Here is a 15,902-nt window from a genome sequence, read left to right as displayed (position 1 = left end):
AGCTCCAAAAAGTGTAACGAATCACAAAGTTAGCGTTTGGTTGTGCAGCTCCGGCATTATGGGAGGCGGCCTAAGCATGCTACTCTGAAGCGTGTTTCAGCACCATCCTCTATAAGGAGTTCCTTATGCAGTTACGCAAGGGTTGGCTGGTGGAGGCGCGGCATGTGCCCTCTCCGCATTATGATTGCCGCCCGGACGATGAGTCACCATCACTGTTGGTGGTACATAATATCAGCCTGCCTCCCGGCGAGTTTGGCGGCCCGTGGATTGACGCGCTCTTTACCGGCACGCTGGATCCCAGCGCCGATCCCTACTTTGCCGGCATTGCTCATCTTCGCGTTTCTGCGCACTGTCTGATTCGCCGCGACGGAGAAATAGTGCAATATGTGCCTTTCGATAAGCGCGCCTGGCATGCGGGCGTCTCCTCTTATCAGGGGCGCGAGCGCTGTAACGATTTCTCAATCGGTATTGAGCTTGAGGGAACGGACGACCTGGCGTATACCGACGCGCAGTACCGCCAGCTGGCGGCGGTGACACGAACGGTGATTGAGCTTTACCCGGCGATTGCCGACAATATGACCGGACATAGCGATATCGCGCCTGAACGTAAGACCGACCCCGGCCCTGCGTTTGACTGGGCCAAATTTCGCGCCCTGGTCGCCGCGTTGTCAGAAAAGGAGATGCCATGACGTTATTCACCATGCTGCTGGTACTGGCAGCGGAGCGGCTGTTTAAACTGGGAGAGCACTGGCAGCTGGACCACCGGCTGGAGGTGCTGTTCCGGCGCATCAAGCGCTATTCGATGCTAAGAACGCTGTTAATGACGGCGTTAGCCATGCTGGTGACCTTCCTGATTCTGCGCGCGCTGCTGGGGATGTTTTTCAACGTCCCGCTGCTGGTGGTGTGGATCCTGATTGGCCTGCTGTGCATCGGCGCGGGCAAAGTGCGGTTGCACTACCACGCCTACCTGAAAGCGGCGGCGCGAAACGACAGCCGCGCCCATATGGCGATGGCCAGTGAGCTGACGTTGATTCACGGCGTGCCGCCCGGATGCGACGAGCGCGAGTTCCTGCGCGAATTGCAGAATGCGCTGCTGTGGATCAACTTCCGCTTCTACCTCGCGCCGCTGTTCTGGTTTGTGGTGGGTGGCCCCTGGGGTCCGGTATTGCTGGTCGGATACGCTTTTTTGCGCGCCTGGCAGTACTGGCTGGCGCGCTTCCAGACGCCGACCGAGCGCCAGCAATCGGGCATCGACGCTATTTTACATCTGCTGGACTGGATACCGGTGCGCCTTGCGGGCGTGGTCTACGCGCTGATCGGCCATGGTGAGAAAGCGCTGCCGGCCTGGTTCGCCTCGCTCGGTGATACCCACACCTCGCAATATCATGTGTTGACGCGGCTGGCGCAGTTCTCGCTGGCGCGCGAGCCGCATCATGATAAGGTCGCCACGCCGAAAGCGGCGGTGTCGATGGCGAAGAAGACCTCGTTTGCCGTGGTCGTGGTGGTGGCGTTACTGACGATTTACGGCACGCTGATGTAACCGCGTGCCGCCGGTTTACTGATTATCCGCCGCCGGGATGCCGAAATCAGGCATCCCGTTTTCCTGCCAGCGAATCGTTTTCAGGCGCGTATGGCGGTTGGGATCGTAGAGCGGATCGCCCTCAATTTCGGTGTAGTTACGCGCGTGATACACCAGCACATCTTCCCCCTCCGGCGTCTGCGTAAAGCTGTTGTGTCCCGGGCCATACTGGCGGTTTTCATAACTGGTTTTAAACACCGGCTCGGGCGATTTATGCCAGTTTTGTGGCTCAAGCGGGTTGGCGTCGAGATCGATCCACAGCAGCCCCATGCAGTAGTTCTCGTCCGTCGCGCTGGCGGAGTAACTGATAAAGAGCTTATCGTTGTGAAACAGCACCGCCGGGCCTTCGTTAACCAGAAAGCCGCGGCACTCCCACTCAAACTCCGGTTTGCTTAACATCACCGGCTCGCCTTTCAGCGTCCACGGGTTTTCCATCTCCGCCAGATAGAGATTGGAGTTGCCCGCAATATCCGGCGCTTTTTGCGCCCACAAATACCAGCGCTTACCCTGATGGACAAAGGTGGTGGCATCCAGCGCAAAGGTGTCGAACGGCGTCTTAACCTGGCCTTTCTCAACCCACTTCCCGGTTAATGGATCGGCATCGGCGCACTCGAGCACAAACATGCGGTGCTGGAACATATTCAGCTTATCGAGCGCCTGTGTTCCGGCAGCGGCAAAGTATAAATACCATTTGCCCTCAATATGATGCAGTTCGGGTGCCCAGATAAGCTCGCTCATCGGCCCGCTTTGCGGCTTGCGCCACACCACAACGCCTTCTGCACTGCGCAGCCCGTCGAGCGTGGCGGCGCGGCGGATCTCGAGGCGGTCGTACTCCGGCACCGAGGCGACAAAGTAGTAGTGTTCATCGTGGCGCAGAATAAACGGGTCTGCGCGCTGCTCAATAAAGGGGTTCGGCCAGGTTTTCATTATGCATTCCTTACGTTTTTCGCCGCCGGTACGCTCTGGCTGTCGCTCAGTTCGTGGTAGTTAATGCGGCGTTTTTCCAGATCCGCCTGGATCTGTTTCATCAATTCACGGTCTACTTTCAACAGACGGACAACGCCTGCGGTGATGAGATATCCGACGCCCGGGATCACCGTAAACAGCAGCATAATGCCGTTGATGGCGCTGGCGCTCTGCTGTTTGGCACCGGCGTCGTAGCCATACCAGGAGAGCAGGAAACCGACCATTGCGCCCGCCACCGCCAGCCCGACTTTCAGGAAGAAGAGGTTGCCGGAAAAGCTGATGCCGGTGATACGTTTGCCGGTTTTCCACTCGCCGTAGTCATCGACATCGGCCATCAGCGACCAGTGCAGCGGGGAGGGGATCTGGTGCAGGATGTTGAGCAGGAAGTAGAGCACCGCAATCATCACCGTTGCGCGTGGGTCGAGGAAGTAGAAGCCGCAGGAGAAAATCGCCAGCGCGATATTGGTCCAGAAGAAGACTTTCAGTTTGCACCAGCGGTCGGTCAGCACTTTTGCCAGCATGCTACCGAACATCATGCCGACCACGCCGAGGCTGATAAACAGCGTGGCGAAGTGGGTGCTCTCCTGCATCACCCAGGTGACGTAATACATGGTTGCAGCCATACGGATAAAGCCGGGGCAGACGTTGCACAGCGTCAGCAGCAGAATGCGCACCCACTGATCGTTCTTCCACACGTCCCTGAAATCTTTCTTCAGATCGTCATTGGTCGGCACCGCCGGGCGCACACGCTCGCGCACCGTAGCAAAGCAGTACAGGAACATACACATGCCGATAAATGCCAGAACCGTCATCGCCATCTGATAGCCCTTGGCTTTATCCGCGCCGCCGAACCACTCCGCCATCGGCAGCAGCGTCAGCGACAGCAGCAGCGTCGCAATGCCGACCATCACAAAACGGTAAGACTGGCAGGCTACGCGCTCTTTCGGGTCGTTGGTGATAACGCCGCCCAGTGAGCAGTAGGGAATATTGATGGCGGTATAGGTGAGAGAGAGCAGGAAGTAGGTGACAAAGGCATAGATAACTTTGCTGCTGTAGGTCCACTCCGGCGTGGTAAACATCAACACGCTGAAGACCGCGTAAGGCACGGCAATCCACAGCAGCCACGGGCGAAAACGGCCATATTTGCTTTGCGTGCGGTCGGCCAGCGCGCCCATTAACGGGTCGGTGATGGCATCAATAACGCGAATCGACAGCAGCAGCACGCCGACCAGCGCGGGAGCCAGACCGAAGATATCGGTGTAGAAATAGTTCACAAACAGCATGATGGCGCCAAAGATGATGTTGCATCCGGCGTCGCCCATGCCATAACCAATCTTCTCTTTAACAGACAGTTTATTGGTGTCCATCGACGGGTCTCCCTCTGAGGTATGAGTTCGATTATTCGCCCGTAAATTTTTATTTGCGTAGCAGGATCACGCCGCAGAGATGGACAATATAGCTACGTAAAGGAAAGTGTGAGGAAGTTAACATTGGTTTAACAACCCTCTCCCGGGCGGGAGAGGGCAGGGCAGAAGGGGATTAGTGTGCTTTCACCGCTTTTGCATTTTTCTGTCGTACCAGGTAGCCGACGCCAAGAATGGCAATCCACACCGGGATGAGCCACACGGAGATCGCCATACCCGGCGTCATCACCATGATAACCAGCACCGCCGCCATAAAGATCAGGCAGATCCAGTTCCCCAGCGGGTAGAAGAGCGCCGGGAAGCGCGGTTTCACGCCCTGTTGCTGCTTCGCACGACGAAAACGCATGTGCGCGAGGCTAATCATCGCCCAGTTAATCACCAGCGCGGAGACCACCAGCGCCATCAGCAGCCCAAAGGCGGATTCCGGTGCGAGGTAGTTAATCAGCACGCAGAGCGCGGTGAAGAGCGCGGAGACGAGGATGGTGTTGACCGGCACGCCGCGCTTGTCGGTTTTTTGCAGCATCTTCGGCGCGTTGCCCTGTTTGGCCAGGCCAAACAGCATGCGGCTGTTGCAGTAAACGCAGCTGTTGTAGACCGACAGCGCCGCCGTCAGTACCACGATATTCAGCGCATTGGCTACAAAGGAGTCGCCAAGTTCATGGAAGATCAGTACAAACGGGCTGGTGTCAGCCGTCACGCGGGTCCACGGCAGCAGGGAGAGCAGCACCGCCAGCGAACCGATATAGAAGATCAGAATGCGATAGATAACCTGGTTGGTCGCTTTGGGAATGCTCTGCTCCGGGTTATCCGCTTCCGCTGCGGTGATACCGACCAGCTCCAGCCCGCCGAAGGAGAACATGATGATCGCCATCATCATCACCAGTCCGCCAATGCCGTGCGGCAGGAAGCCGCCCTGTTGCCATAAGTTGCGAACCGTCGCCTGCGGGCCTGCGCTGTCGCTAAACAGCAGCCAGCCGCCGAAGAGGATCATCGCCACCACGGCCACCACTTTGATAATGGCAAACCAGAACTCCATCTCGCCGAACACTTTTACGTTGGTCAGGTTGATGGCGTTGATAACGACAAAGAAGACGGCAGCGGAAGCCCAGGTAGGAATTTCCGGCCACCAGAACTGGACATATTTACCGACCGCCGTCAGTTCGGCCATGGCGACCAGCACGTAGAGCACCCAGTAGTTCCAGCCGGAGGCGAAGCCGGCAAAACTGCCCCAGTATTTGTAAGCGAAATGGCTGAAGGAGCCGGCAACGGGCTCTTCGACCACCATCTCACCGAGCTGGCGCATAATCAGAAACGCGATAAAACCGGCAATGGCGTAGCCGAGAATAATGCCGGGACCGGCCGACTGGATGACTGACGCGCTGCCCAGAAACAGCCCAGTCCCAATAGCACCGCCCAGCGCGATAAGCTGTATATGGCGGTTCTTAAGGCCGCGCTTTAGCTGATCGCCGTGCTGTTGACCTTCCATTATGAAACCTCGTGTGTGGTTATTATGTTTACGCTATGTTTGAGCGTGTAATGAATAAGTTCCATTTATATGTATTTTTTGCTTTACGAAGCGGCAGGGTAATTTTGAGTTAAGACCTTTCGCATGCCAAAGAATAGTGGTAAGCGAAAGGGAATGCATCTGCTTTATGACGCGGACATGACGAGCTGACGAAAAAAAGAGCGTCGGCAAATAACCCTCTTACCCCCTCACACAAAAACACCCCTCTTTTTATTCATCAGAAGTGAATAAAAAATCATCTATTGAACAACTGAATCGGTTCACATTCAGCAATTTGCGTTTCGGGAAAGTTAAAACTCACTCTTAAGGGGTAAACGAGTCATTTGCGTAAGGTTACATCTTTGAAACGCCATTTCTGTTTGGTTGTTAAAATGTGCGTGCTTTCCTGATTTCAATCAAAACCTGTATGGACAGAAGGTGAATACTTTGTTACTTTAGCGTCAACAATATGAAATTGGTAAGACCAATTTACTCCGGGCGAGTGGCAGAGACAGGGAACAATGGCCTACAGCAAAATCCGCCAACCTAAACTTTCCGATGTGATTGAGCAGCAACTGGAGTTTTTGATTCTCGAGGGCACACTCCGTCCCGGTGAAAAACTTCCTCCAGAGCGCGAACTGGCCAAACAGTTCGACGTTTCTCGTCCTTCACTGCGCGAGGCCATCCAGCGTCTCGAAGCGAAAGGCCTGCTCCTACGTCGCCAGGGTGGCGGGACCTTTGTCCAAAGCAGTCTGTGGCAGAGCTTCAGCGATCCGCTGGTCGAGCTTCTGACCGATCATCCCGAATCCCAATTTGATCTTCTCGAAACGCGCCATGCACTGGAAGGCATCGCTGCTTATTACGCGGCGCTTCGCAGCACCGACGAAGACAAAGTGCGGATTGGCGAGCTGCATCGCGCCATTGAGCTGGCTCAACAGTCGGGCGATCTGGACGCGGAGTCGAGCGCGGTCGTGCAGTATCAAATCGCCGTAACGGAAGCGGCACATAATGTAGTCCTGCTTCATCTGCTACGCTGCATGGAGCCGATGCTGGCGCAGAACGTTCGTCAAAACTTCGAACTGCTCTACGCCCGCCGCGAGATGCTACCGCTGGTCAGCAACCATCGCGCGAGTATCTTCGCCGCGATCATGGCTGGCAAACCGGAAGAGGCGCGTGAAGCGTCGCACCGCCATCTGGCGTTTATTGAAGAGATTTTGCTGGATCGCAGCCGTGAACAGAGTCGTCGTGAACGCTCTCTGCGTCGGCTGGAGCAGCGCAAGAATTAGAATTTTCTGGCGCAAATTGTGCCGGAAGAGTTGTAACAACAGCGCCAATTTTTAGAGCGCGGCAACTAAACGCAGAACCTGTCTTATTGCATTTTTACGAACCTTTACAGGCCGTCAGAGTGCAATGGGACAGGTTCCAGACAATCAACGATTAGATAGATAAGGAATACCCCCCATGTCAGAACGTTTACAAAATGACGTGGATCCGATCGAAACTCGCGACTGGCTACAGGCGATCGAATCGGTCATCCGTGAAGAAGGTGTTGAGCGTGCTCAGTATCTGATTGACCAGCTCCTTTCTGAAGCCCGCAAAGGCGGTGTGAAAGTGGCAGCTGGCACAGGGGCGAGCAACTACGTAAACACTATTGCCGTTGAAGATGAACCGGAATACCCGGGCAATCTGGAACTGGAACGCCGTATTCGTTCAGCTATCCGCTGGAACGCAATCATGACGGTTCTGCGTGCGTCTAAAAAAGACCTCGAGCTGGGCGGTCACATGGCCTCCTTCCAGTCTTCCGCAACCATTTACGAAGTCTGCTTCAACCACTTCTTCCGCGCTCGTAACGAGAAAGACGGCGGCGATCTGGTGTACTTCCAGGGCCACATCTCTCCGGGCGTGTACGCACGTGCATTTGTTGAAGGTCGTCTGACTGAAGAGCAGATGAACAACTTCCGTCAGGAAGTTCACGGTAAAGGCCTCTCTTCTTATCCGCACCCGAAACTGATGCCGGAATTCTGGCAGTTCCCGACCGTTTCCATGGGTCTGGGCCCGATTGGTGCGATCTATCAGGCGAAGTTCCTGAAATATCTGGAACACCGTGGTCTGAAAGATACCTCTGAACAGACCGTTTACGCCTTCCTCGGCGATGGCGAGATGGATGAGCCGGAATCCAAAGGCGCGATCACTATCGCGACCCGTGAGAAACTGGACAACCTCTGCTTCATCATCAACTGTAACCTGCAGCGTCTTGATGGCCCGGTCACCGGTAACGGCAAAATCATCAACGAACTGGAAGGCATCTTCGCAGGTGCTGGCTGGAACGTAATCAAGGTGATGTGGGGTTCTCGTTGGGACGAGCTGCTGCGTAAAGACACCAGCGGTAAACTGATCCAGCTGATGAACGAAACCGTTGACGGCGACTACCAGACCTTCAAATCGAAAGATGGTGCGTACGTTCGCGAACACTTCTTCGGTAAATACCCGGAAACCGCCGCACTGGTTGCAGACTGGAGCGACGAGCAGATCTGGGCACTGAACCGCGGTGGTCACGATCCGAAGAAAATCTACGCTGCACTGAAAAAAGCGCAGGAAACCAAAGGCAAAGCAACTGTCATCCTGGCCCACACCGTTAAAGGTTATGGCATGGGCGACACCGCCGAAGGTAAAAACATCGCCCACCAGGTGAAGAAAATGAACATGGACGGCGTGCGTTATATCCGCGACCGCTTCAATGTTCCGGTGACCGATGAGCAAGTTGAAAAACTCTCTTACCTCACCTTCGCTGAAGGCTCTGAAGAGCACAAATATCTGCACGAACGTCGCCAGGCGCTGAAAGGCTACCTGCCGTCACGTCAGCCGAACTTCACCGAAAAACTGGATCTGCCTGCGCTGGAAGACTTCTCTCAGCTGCTGGAAGAGCAGAACAAAGAGATCTCCACCACTATCGCTTTCGTTCGTGCCCTGAACGTGATGCTGAAGAACAAGTCGATCAAAGATCGCCTGGTTCCGATCATCGCCGACGAAGCGCGTACCTTTGGTATGGAAGGTCTGTTCCGTCAGATTGGTATTTACAGCCCGAACGGCCAGCAGTACACCCCGCAGGACCGTGAGCAGGTTGCTTACTACAAAGAAGACGAGAAAGGCCAGATCCTGCAGGAAGGTATCAACGAACTGGGTGCTGGCGCATCCTGGCTGGCGGCTGCGACCTCTTACAGCACCAACAACCTGCCGATGATTCCGTTCTACATCTACTACTCGATGTTCGGTTTCCAGCGTATCGGTGATCTGTGCTGGCAGGCAGGCGACCAGCAGGCTCGCGGCTTCCTGGTAGGCGGTACTTCTGGTCGTACAACGCTGAACGGTGAAGGTCTGCAGCACGAAGATGGTCATAGCCACATTCAGTCGCTGACTATCCCGAACTGTATCTCTTACGATCCGTCTTACGCTTACGAAGTTGCGGTCATCATGCATGACGGTCTGCAGCGCATGTACGGTGAGAAACAAGAGAACGTTTACTACTACATCACCACGCTGAACGAAAACTACCACATGCCGGCAATGCCGGAAGGTGCCGAGGAAGGTATCCGTAAAGGTATCTACAAACTCGAAACCGTTGCGGGTAACAAAGGTAAAGTTCAGCTGCTGGGCTCCGGTTCTATCCTGCGTCACGTTCGTGAAGCAGCGCAGATCCTGGCTAACGACTACGGCGTAGGTTCTGACGTTTATAGCGTCACCTCCTTCACTGAACTGGCGCGTGATGGCCAGGATTGTGAACGCTGGAACATGCTGCACCCGCTGGAAACTCCGCGCGTTCCGTACATCGCTCAGGTGATGAACGACGCTCCGGCTGTAGCATCTACTGACTATATGAAACTGTTCGCCGAACAGGTTCGTACTTATGTACCGGCTGATGATTACCGCGTACTGGGTACCGATGGCTTCGGTCGTTCCGACAGCCGTGAAAACCTGCGTCACCACTTCGAAGTTGATGCTTCTTACGTGGTTGTAGCAGCCCTGGGCGAACTGGCTAAACGTGGCGAAATCGACAAGAAAGTGGTGGCGGAAGCGATCACCAAATTCAACATCGATGCAGATAAAGTTAACCCGCGTCTGGCGTAAGAGGTAAAGAGACAATGGCTATCGAAATCAACGTACCGGACATCGGGTCTGATGAAGTAGAAATCACCGAGATTCTGGTCAAAGTGGGCGACAAAGTTGAAGCAGAACAGTCGCTGATCACCGTAGAGGGCGACAAAGCCTCTATGGAAGTTCCGTCTCCGCAGGCTGGCGTCGTGAAAGAGATTAAAGTCTCTGTCGGCGACAAAACCGAGACCGGTAAACTGATCATGATTTTCGATTCCGCCGACGGTGCAGCTGACGCTGCACCTGCTCAGGCAGAAGAGAAGAAAGAAGCCGCTCCGGCAGCTACCGCACCGGCTGCTGCAAGCGCAAAAGACGTTCACGTGCCGGATATCGGCGGTGATGAAGTCGAAGTGACCGAAATTCTGGTGAAAGTGGGCGACAGCGTGACCGCTGAGCAGTCCCTGATCACCGTGGAAGGCGACAAAGCCTCCATGGAAGTTCCGGCTCCGTTCGCTGGCACCGTGAAAGAGATCAAAGTCAACACCGGCGACAAAGTCTCCACCGGCTCTCTGATTATGGTCTTCGAAGTGGCAGGTGCTGCACCGGCTGCTGACGCGAAACCGCAGGTCAAAGAAGAAGCGGCTTCTGCTCCGGCAGCGGCTGCGGGCGCGAAAGACGTTAACGTACCGGATATCGGCGGTGACGAAGTTGAAGTGACCGAAGTGATGGTCAAAGTCGGCGATAAAGTCTCTGCTGAACAGTCTCTGATCACCGTTGAAGGCGACAAAGCCTCGATGGAAGTCCCGGCACCGTTCGCGGGCGTGGTGAAAGAGCTGAAAGTGAATGTGGGCGACAAAGTCTCCACCGGCTCGCTGATCATGGTCTTCGAAGTGGAAGGCGCTGCGCCTGCCGCTGCTCCGGCAGCGAAACAGGAAGCGGCTCCGGCACCGGCTGCAAAAGCTGAGAAACCAGCTGCTGCGGCTCCGGCTAAAGCAGAAGGCAAATCTGACTTCGCAGAGAACGACGCTTACGTCCACGCGACTCCGCTGATCCGCCGCCTGGCGCGCGAATTCGGCGTTAACCTGGCGAAAGTGAAGGGCTCCGGTCGTAAAGGCCGTATCCTGCGCGAAGACGTTCAGGCTTACGTGAAAGACGCGGTGAAACGCGCCGAATCCGCACCTGCTGCCGCTACCGGCGGTGGTCTGCCAGGCATGCTGCCGTGGCCGAAAGTGGACTTCAGCAAGTTCGGCGAAATCGAAGAAGTGGAACTGGGCCGTATCCAGAAAATCTCTGGTGCTAACCTGAGCCGTAACTGGGTGATGATCCCGCACGTTACCCACTTCGACAAAACCGATATCACCGATCTGGAAGCGTTCCGTAAACAGCAGAACGCCGAAGCCGAGAAACGTAAACTGGACGTGAAATTCACCCCAGTGGTCTTCATCATGAAAGCCGTTGCTGCGGCCCTTGAGCAGATGCCACGTTTCAACAGCTCGCTGTCCGAAGATGGTCAGCGTCTGACGCTGAAAAAATACATCAACATCGGTGTGGCGGTTGATACCCCGAATGGCCTGGTGGTTCCGGTCTTTAAAGACGTGAACAAGAAGAGCGTGACCGAGCTGTCCCGCGAACTGACCGTGATCTCCAAGAAAGCGCGTGATGGTAAACTGACTGCCGGCGAAATGCAGGGCGGCTGCTTCACCATCTCCAGCATCGGCGGCCTGGGTACGACCCACTTCGCGCCGATTGTGAACGCGCCGGAAGTGGCTATCCTGGGCGTCTCCAAGTCCGCGATGGAACCGGTGTGGAACGGTAAAGAGTTCGTTCCGCGTCTGATGATGCCGATTTCGCTCTCCTTCGACCACCGCGTGATTGACGGTGCTGATGGGGCGCGCTTTATCACCATCATCAATAACATGCTGTCCGACATTCGCCGTCTGGTGATGTAATCGAAAAGCCGGCCTGACGGCCGGCTTTTTTCTGCTAATCTCATAGCGCTTTTGGGGTTATCAGGGGCAAAGGACAATTCGTTAGCCGTTTGTTGTTTCAAAAATGTTAACAATTTTGTAAACTGCGGGCGGATAGAACGTCCCGGTGGATGAAGGGCGACATGAAGTACCCCTGACCGCCGGAAATCAATAAGAGGTCATGATGAGTACTGAAATCAAAACTCAGGTCGTCGTACTTGGGGCAGGCCCGGCAGGTTACTCTGCTGCCTTCCGTTGCGCTGATTTAGGTCTGGAAACCGTCATCGTTGAACGCTACAACACCCTCGGCGGTGTTTGTCTGAATGTAGGTTGTATCCCTTCTAAAGCGCTGCTGCACGTCGCGAAAGTGATTGAAGAAGCTAAAGCGCTGGCCGAGCACGGCATCGTCTTCGGCGAACCGCAGACCGACATCGACAAAATCCGTACCTGGAAAGACAAAGTGATTAACCAGCTGACCGGCGGCCTCGCAGGTATGGCAAAAGGCCGTAAGGTCAAAGTGGTTAACGGTCTGGGTAAATTTACCGGGGCGAATACCCTGGAAGTGGAAGGCGAAAACGGCAAAACCGTAATCAACTTCGACAACGCCATCATCGCGGCGGGTTCCCGTCCGATTGAACTGCCGTTCATTCCGCATGAAGATCCGCGCGTGTGGGACTCCACCGGCGCGCTTGAGCTGAAATCCGTACCGAAGCGTATGCTGGTTATGGGTGGCGGCATCATCGGTCTGGAAATGGGCACCGTATACCATGCGCTGGGTTCAGAGATTGACGTGGTTGAGATGTTCGACCAGGTGATCCCGGCTGCAGACAAAGACGTGGTGAAAGTCTTCACCAAACGCATCAGCAAGAAGTTCAACCTGATGCTGGAAACCAAAGTAACCGCCGTTGAAGCAAAAGAAGACGGTATCTACGTTACGATGGAAGGCAAAAAAGCCCCGGCTGAACCGCAGCGTTACGACGCCGTGCTGGTTGCTATCGGCCGTGTGCCGAACGGTAAAAACCTCGACGCCGGTAAAGCGGGCGTGGAAGTGGACGACCGTGGCTTTATCCGCGTCGACAAACAGCTGCGCACCAACGTGCCGCACATCTTCGCTATCGGCGACATCGTCGGTCAGCCGATGCTGGCGCACAAAGGCGTGCATGAAGGCCACGTTGCCGCAGAAGTTATCGCCGGTAAGAAACACTACTTCGATCCGAAAGTGATCCCGTCTATCGCCTATACCGAGCCAGAAGTGGCATGGGTAGGTCTGACCGAGAAAGAAGCGAAAGAGAAAGGCATCAGCTACGAAACCGCCACCTTCCCGTGGGCAGCTTCTGGCCGTGCTATCGCTTCCGATTGCGCAGACGGTATGACCAAACTGATTTTCGACAAAGAGACGCACCGTGTTATCGGTGGCGCGGTTGTCGGCACCAACGGCGGCGAGCTGCTGGGTGAAATCGGTCTGGCGATCGAAATGGGCTGTGATGCAGAAGATATCGCGCTGACCATCCACGCGCACCCGACGCTGCACGAATCTGTTGGCCTGGCCGCAGAGGTGTTCGAAGGTAGCATCACCGACCTGCCGAACCCGAAAGCGAAGAAGAAATAACTCTCTTCACGCCGCTTACGCGTTCGAAATAAAGCAGCCTTTATGGCTGCTTTTTTTATGTCTGGCGAAAACCACCACATTTAGTAGGTAATTCCCTCTCAACCAATTGATAACGAAGCCGATAACTCACTTAAGAATAGTGTTGGCACGCTCGCCTCAGGCGGGTGGCCTGGCGTCGTCATGACATGGACTTTGTCTCTTATCCGCGTTTCATCGCTCCCGTCCTGCCTTTGCCGCATTTGTTGTTCTTCTGGTGTTCGAAATATAAAGGAATCGTTAATGTCTATTAAAAAACTCGCTGTTGTCGGTATGGTTCTGGCAGCGTTTACCCTCTCCGGCTGTGGCGCGATGACGACGGCTATCAAAAAACGCAATCTGGATGTAAAAACCCAGATGAGCCAGACCATCTGGCTGGAGCCGGCTTCTGAGAAAACGGTGTTTATTCAGGTGAAAAATACCTCTGATAAAGACATGAGTAATTTGCAGACCCTGCTGGCGAAAGAGCTGAGCGATAAAGGCTATAAAGTCACCTCCTCTCCGGATACGGCCTATTACTGGATCCAGGCAAACGTGCTGAAAGCGGACAAAATGGATCTGCGTGAAACGCAGGGCTACCTGAAAAGTGGTTACGAAGGCGCGGCGATTGGTGCCGGTCTGGGTGCCGGTATCACCGCCTATAACAGCAACTCCTCCGGCGCCGCGCTGGGCGTGGGTCTGGCGGCTGGCCTGATTGGCCTCGCGGCAGACGCGATGGTGGAAGATGTGAACTTCACTATGATCACCGACCTGCAGATCTCCGAGCGCAGCAAAGCGAAAGTGACCACCGATAATATCGCTGCACTGCGTCAGGGCACCTCCGGTATCAAGCTGCAGACCAGCACCGAAGAGGGTAACCGCGCGAAATACCAGACCCGCGTGGTCTCTAACGCCAACAAAGTAAACCTGAAATTCGAAGAGGCGAAACCGGCTCTCGAAGCGCAGCTGGCAAAATCTGTCGCCAACATTATGTAAGTTGATTGCTGACATCTTAAAAAGCGGGCTCGGGCAACTGGTCCGCTTTTTTTATGCGCAATAGTGACGAGTGCCTGCTTTTCAGCCAAAAACGATAAACCTTCGCCGCACGCTGCCGATGTTACTTATTTACCATTTCGGTGAGAGGGAGTTTCATCGCCATGATTAACGGCATTAACCTTACTGCGCTACTGCCATCAGCCGCGCGGGTCAGTACCCCGGCGCGGGTCGGCATTGCCGCACCCGCATCTGTAAACAAAGCATCTCCCGCGGATGATGCCTCGACAAAAGTGATGTTCGGCAGCCAGACGCCGGAGATCGCCGCCGTCTATTCGCTGATCCCTAAGAAAGTGAACCCGGCGATTGCCGAGCAGCAGCATAGCCAGATTCAGGGGCTGATGGGGCTGGCTTCTGGCGGCAGCTCCATCTCCGCTTTCGCCACGCTTGGCAGCACGCTGCTGAGTAACCTCAATGATAACCGTGGCGATGTCGTGCAGACGCTGCGCGGTGCGGATATGGGCATTGCCCGCGCGGCAAATAATTCCGCCATCAGCATGGATATCGTCACCCAGTCCGGCACCAAAGTGCAGCTGGTGATGAGCCAGCAGGATGACGGCATGACCGTTCAGCTGAAAACCGATGGCGAAGCGCTTAATGACGACGAAGCGGCCGCCATCGCGGGCCTCGGTAAAGCGCTGGGGGAGACCCTGAGCGGCCTCGGCAAGCAGCAACCGCAGCTGGACATCAGCGGCTTAACCCAGTTTGATACTCGCCTGCTGAAATCGGTGGATCTGAAAACCGACCTGCGTAACGACGATAAGTCGTTGCAGTCGCTCAATTTCCATGCGGATAACAAAACGCGTTCCACGGCTTATGAAGATGGCGAGTTCTCGCTGAAAATGAGCAGCGATATGGCGCACTCTGCCTTTGCCGGCAACGCCGCGCAGCAGCAAATCGCCTTAAGCGCGTGGGATAGCAAGTTCGATAAAGCGCGCACTGCCGGGCAGGGCAATTATGACCAGATGGCAGCGATGAAGGCGGTCTTCCGGGCGCTTAACAGCAATACCAGCGCCGAAACAATGCCTGTCGTGGCGACCAATGCGATCCGCATCGGCGATAACGGCGCGTCACAGCTGAGCGGTTTGAATGATTTCTCGCTCTCGCTGACGCAGACGGAGAAGTCGGTCAACCCGGCGAAGTTGCAGGAGAAAGATCGCTTTGCCTACACCGCCTCGCAGTCAACGGAAGCCAACGCCCACAGCGACAGCACTAAGAGCGTGAAACAGACGACGCGAAGCAACCTGAGCGCCGCCTGGCACCAGGCGATCGATCCGTCGATTCCGCTGGCGTTGGGCACGCAGAAATCCTCACAAAGCTACTTCTACCATGTGGTCGAAAACAGCGAGGAGAACAGCACCACGCTCAACTACAATGGACGCGGCCAACTGGCTAACGTTCAGCACCATCAGCAGGTAGATAACCGTGAAACGGTGAAAAAGTACCTGCTGGGCAAACTGGTTGATGAGAACCTGAACCCGGAGAAATATAGCCGTAGCTGGGGGCTGGATATTCTCGGCAAGCTTTAACATCGTCTTAACGTAACGGCTCTGCGGAGCCGTTTGTTTTATCGTCGGTTCGAGGATTATTTTTCGCTAAACCCCTCTGCCGTCGGCTTTATGCCATCTGTAACGATTCAGCCGGGATTTAATGTTGCTTTTTTGTAAACAGATTAACACCCCCTGAAATTCCTGCT

At 55.2% G+C, this 15,902-nt stretch carries 11 protein-coding genes; 8 read left to right on the top strand and 3 right to left on the bottom strand.

The genetic code is table 11. From position 1 onward, the window contains the following. The first annotated feature begins 125 nt into the window (after positions 1-125). Together ampD and ampE are read left to right on the top strand one after the other, a co-directional pair. Positions 126-689 (top strand): 1,6-anhydro-N-acetylmuramyl-L-alanine amidase AmpD, encoded by a 564-nt coding sequence (gene ampD, locus N7V53_RS12820; RefSeq protein ID WP_023480445.1) that lies wholly within the window; start codon positions 126-128, stop codon positions 687-689. After that, entirely contained in the window at positions 686-1,540 is an 855-nt protein-coding gene (ampE, locus tag N7V53_RS12815) for a beta-lactamase regulator AmpE (protein ID WP_023480410.1), read from the top strand. Before ampD ends, ampE begins: the two co-directional genes overlap by 4 nt. A gap of 15 nt (positions 1,541-1,555) precedes the next feature. Here ampE and N7V53_RS12810 read toward each other — a convergent pair whose 3' ends face one another. The 3 genes from N7V53_RS12810 to aroP form a co-directional block, all read right to left on the bottom strand. Further along, positions 1,556-2,506: a family 43 glycosylhydrolase gene (locus tag N7V53_RS12810; RefSeq protein WP_279793601.1), complete on the bottom strand. Its 951-nt coding sequence runs from the start codon at positions 2,504-2,506 to the stop codon at positions 1,556-1,558. Beyond that, positions 2,506-3,912 (bottom strand): MFS transporter, encoded by a 1,407-nt coding sequence (locus N7V53_RS12805; RefSeq protein WP_279793600.1) that lies wholly within the window; start codon positions 3,910-3,912, stop codon positions 2,506-2,508. The genes N7V53_RS12810 and N7V53_RS12805 overlap by 1 nt, the downstream gene beginning before the upstream one ends. 172 nt (positions 3,913-4,084) lie before the next feature. After that, complete coding sequence (aroP, locus tag N7V53_RS12800) at positions 4,085-5,455, bottom strand: aromatic amino acid transporter AroP (protein ID WP_023480384.1); 1,371 nt, start codon at positions 5,453-5,455, stop codon at positions 4,085-4,087. A 539-nt stretch (positions 5,456-5,994) separates the two neighbouring features. Here aroP and pdhR point away from each other — a divergent pair. The 6 genes from pdhR (at position 5,995) to N7V53_RS12770 (ending at position 15,735) form a co-directional block, all read left to right on the top strand. Next, the gene (pdhR, locus tag N7V53_RS12795; protein ID WP_023480248.1) at positions 5,995-6,759 is read left to right on the top strand and encodes a pyruvate dehydrogenase complex transcriptional repressor PdhR; all 765 of its coding nucleotides are present in this window, start codon (positions 5,995-5,997) and stop codon (positions 6,757-6,759) included. 175 nt (positions 6,760-6,934) lie between these two features. Beyond that, on the top strand, positions 6,935-9,598 hold the full coding sequence (aceE, locus tag N7V53_RS12790) for a pyruvate dehydrogenase (acetyl-transferring), homodimeric type (RefSeq protein ID WP_023480311.1): 2,664 nt from the start codon (positions 6,935-6,937) through the stop codon (positions 9,596-9,598). A 14-nt stretch (positions 9,599-9,612) separates the two neighbouring features. Beyond that, positions 9,613-11,511, top strand: a complete 1,899-nt coding sequence (aceF, locus tag N7V53_RS12785) for a pyruvate dehydrogenase complex dihydrolipoyllysine-residue acetyltransferase (RefSeq protein ID WP_279793599.1) — start codon at positions 9,613-9,615, stop codon at positions 11,509-11,511. Positions 11,512-11,713: 202 nt separating this feature from the next. Continuing rightward, positions 11,714-13,138 carry a dihydrolipoyl dehydrogenase gene (lpdA, locus tag N7V53_RS12780; RefSeq protein WP_023480442.1) on the top strand — a complete coding sequence of 475 codons (1,425 nt, stop codon included), beginning with the start codon at positions 11,714-11,716 and terminating at the stop codon, positions 13,136-13,138. A gap of 279 nt (positions 13,139-13,417) precedes the next feature. Continuing rightward, on the top strand, positions 13,418-14,149 hold the full coding sequence (gene traT / locus N7V53_RS12775) for a conjugal transfer complement resistance protein TraT (RefSeq protein ID WP_023480291.1): 732 nt from the start codon (positions 13,418-13,420) through the stop codon (positions 14,147-14,149). Between the two features lie 161 nt (positions 14,150-14,310). Beyond that, the gene (locus tag N7V53_RS12770; protein WP_279793598.1) at positions 14,311-15,735 is read left to right on the top strand and encodes a hypothetical protein; all 1,425 of its coding nucleotides are present in this window, start codon (positions 14,311-14,313) and stop codon (positions 15,733-15,735) included. Positions 15,736-15,902: the final 167 nt, after the last annotated feature.

It is taken from the genome of Kosakonia sp. HypNH10 (genome assembly GCF_029850615.1).
GTDB lineage: Bacteria > Pseudomonadota > Gammaproteobacteria > Enterobacterales > Enterobacteriaceae > Kosakonia > Kosakonia cowanii.
This window is presented reverse-complemented; position numbering and strand designations above follow the sequence as displayed.

What these genes read in the sequence shown, in the direction of transcription:
- ampD (WP_023480445.1), top strand. Translation starts at nt 126, where the DNA reads ATGCAGTTACGCAAGGGTTGGCTGGTGGAGGCGCGGCATGTGCCCTCT.
- aceF (WP_279793599.1), top strand. Translation starts at nt 9,613, where the DNA reads ATGGCTATCGAAATCAACGTACCGGACATCGGGTCTGATGAAGTAGAA.
- N7V53_RS12810 (WP_279793601.1), bottom strand. Translation starts at nt 2,506, where the DNA reads ATGAAAACCTGGCCGAACCCCTTTATTGAGCAGCGCGCAGACCCGTTT.
- N7V53_RS12805 (WP_279793600.1), bottom strand. Translation starts at nt 3,912, where the DNA reads ATGGACACCAATAAACTGTCTGTTAAAGAGAAGATTGGTTATGGCATG.
- N7V53_RS12770 (WP_279793598.1), top strand. Translation starts at nt 14,311, where the DNA reads ATGATTAACGGCATTAACCTTACTGCGCTACTGCCATCAGCCGCGCGG.
- traT (WP_023480291.1), top strand. Translation starts at nt 13,418, where the DNA reads ATGTCTATTAAAAAACTCGCTGTTGTCGGTATGGTTCTGGCAGCGTTT.
- pdhR (WP_023480248.1), top strand. Translation starts at nt 5,995, where the DNA reads ATGGCCTACAGCAAAATCCGCCAACCTAAACTTTCCGATGTGATTGAG.
- aceE (WP_023480311.1), top strand. Translation starts at nt 6,935, where the DNA reads ATGTCAGAACGTTTACAAAATGACGTGGATCCGATCGAAACTCGCGAC.
- lpdA (WP_023480442.1), top strand. Translation starts at nt 11,714, where the DNA reads ATGAGTACTGAAATCAAAACTCAGGTCGTCGTACTTGGGGCAGGCCCG.
- ampE (WP_023480410.1), top strand. Translation starts at nt 686, where the DNA reads ATGACGTTATTCACCATGCTGCTGGTACTGGCAGCGGAGCGGCTGTTT.
- aroP (WP_023480384.1), bottom strand. Translation starts at nt 5,455, where the DNA reads ATGGAAGGTCAACAGCACGGCGATCAGCTAAAGCGCGGCCTTAAGAAC.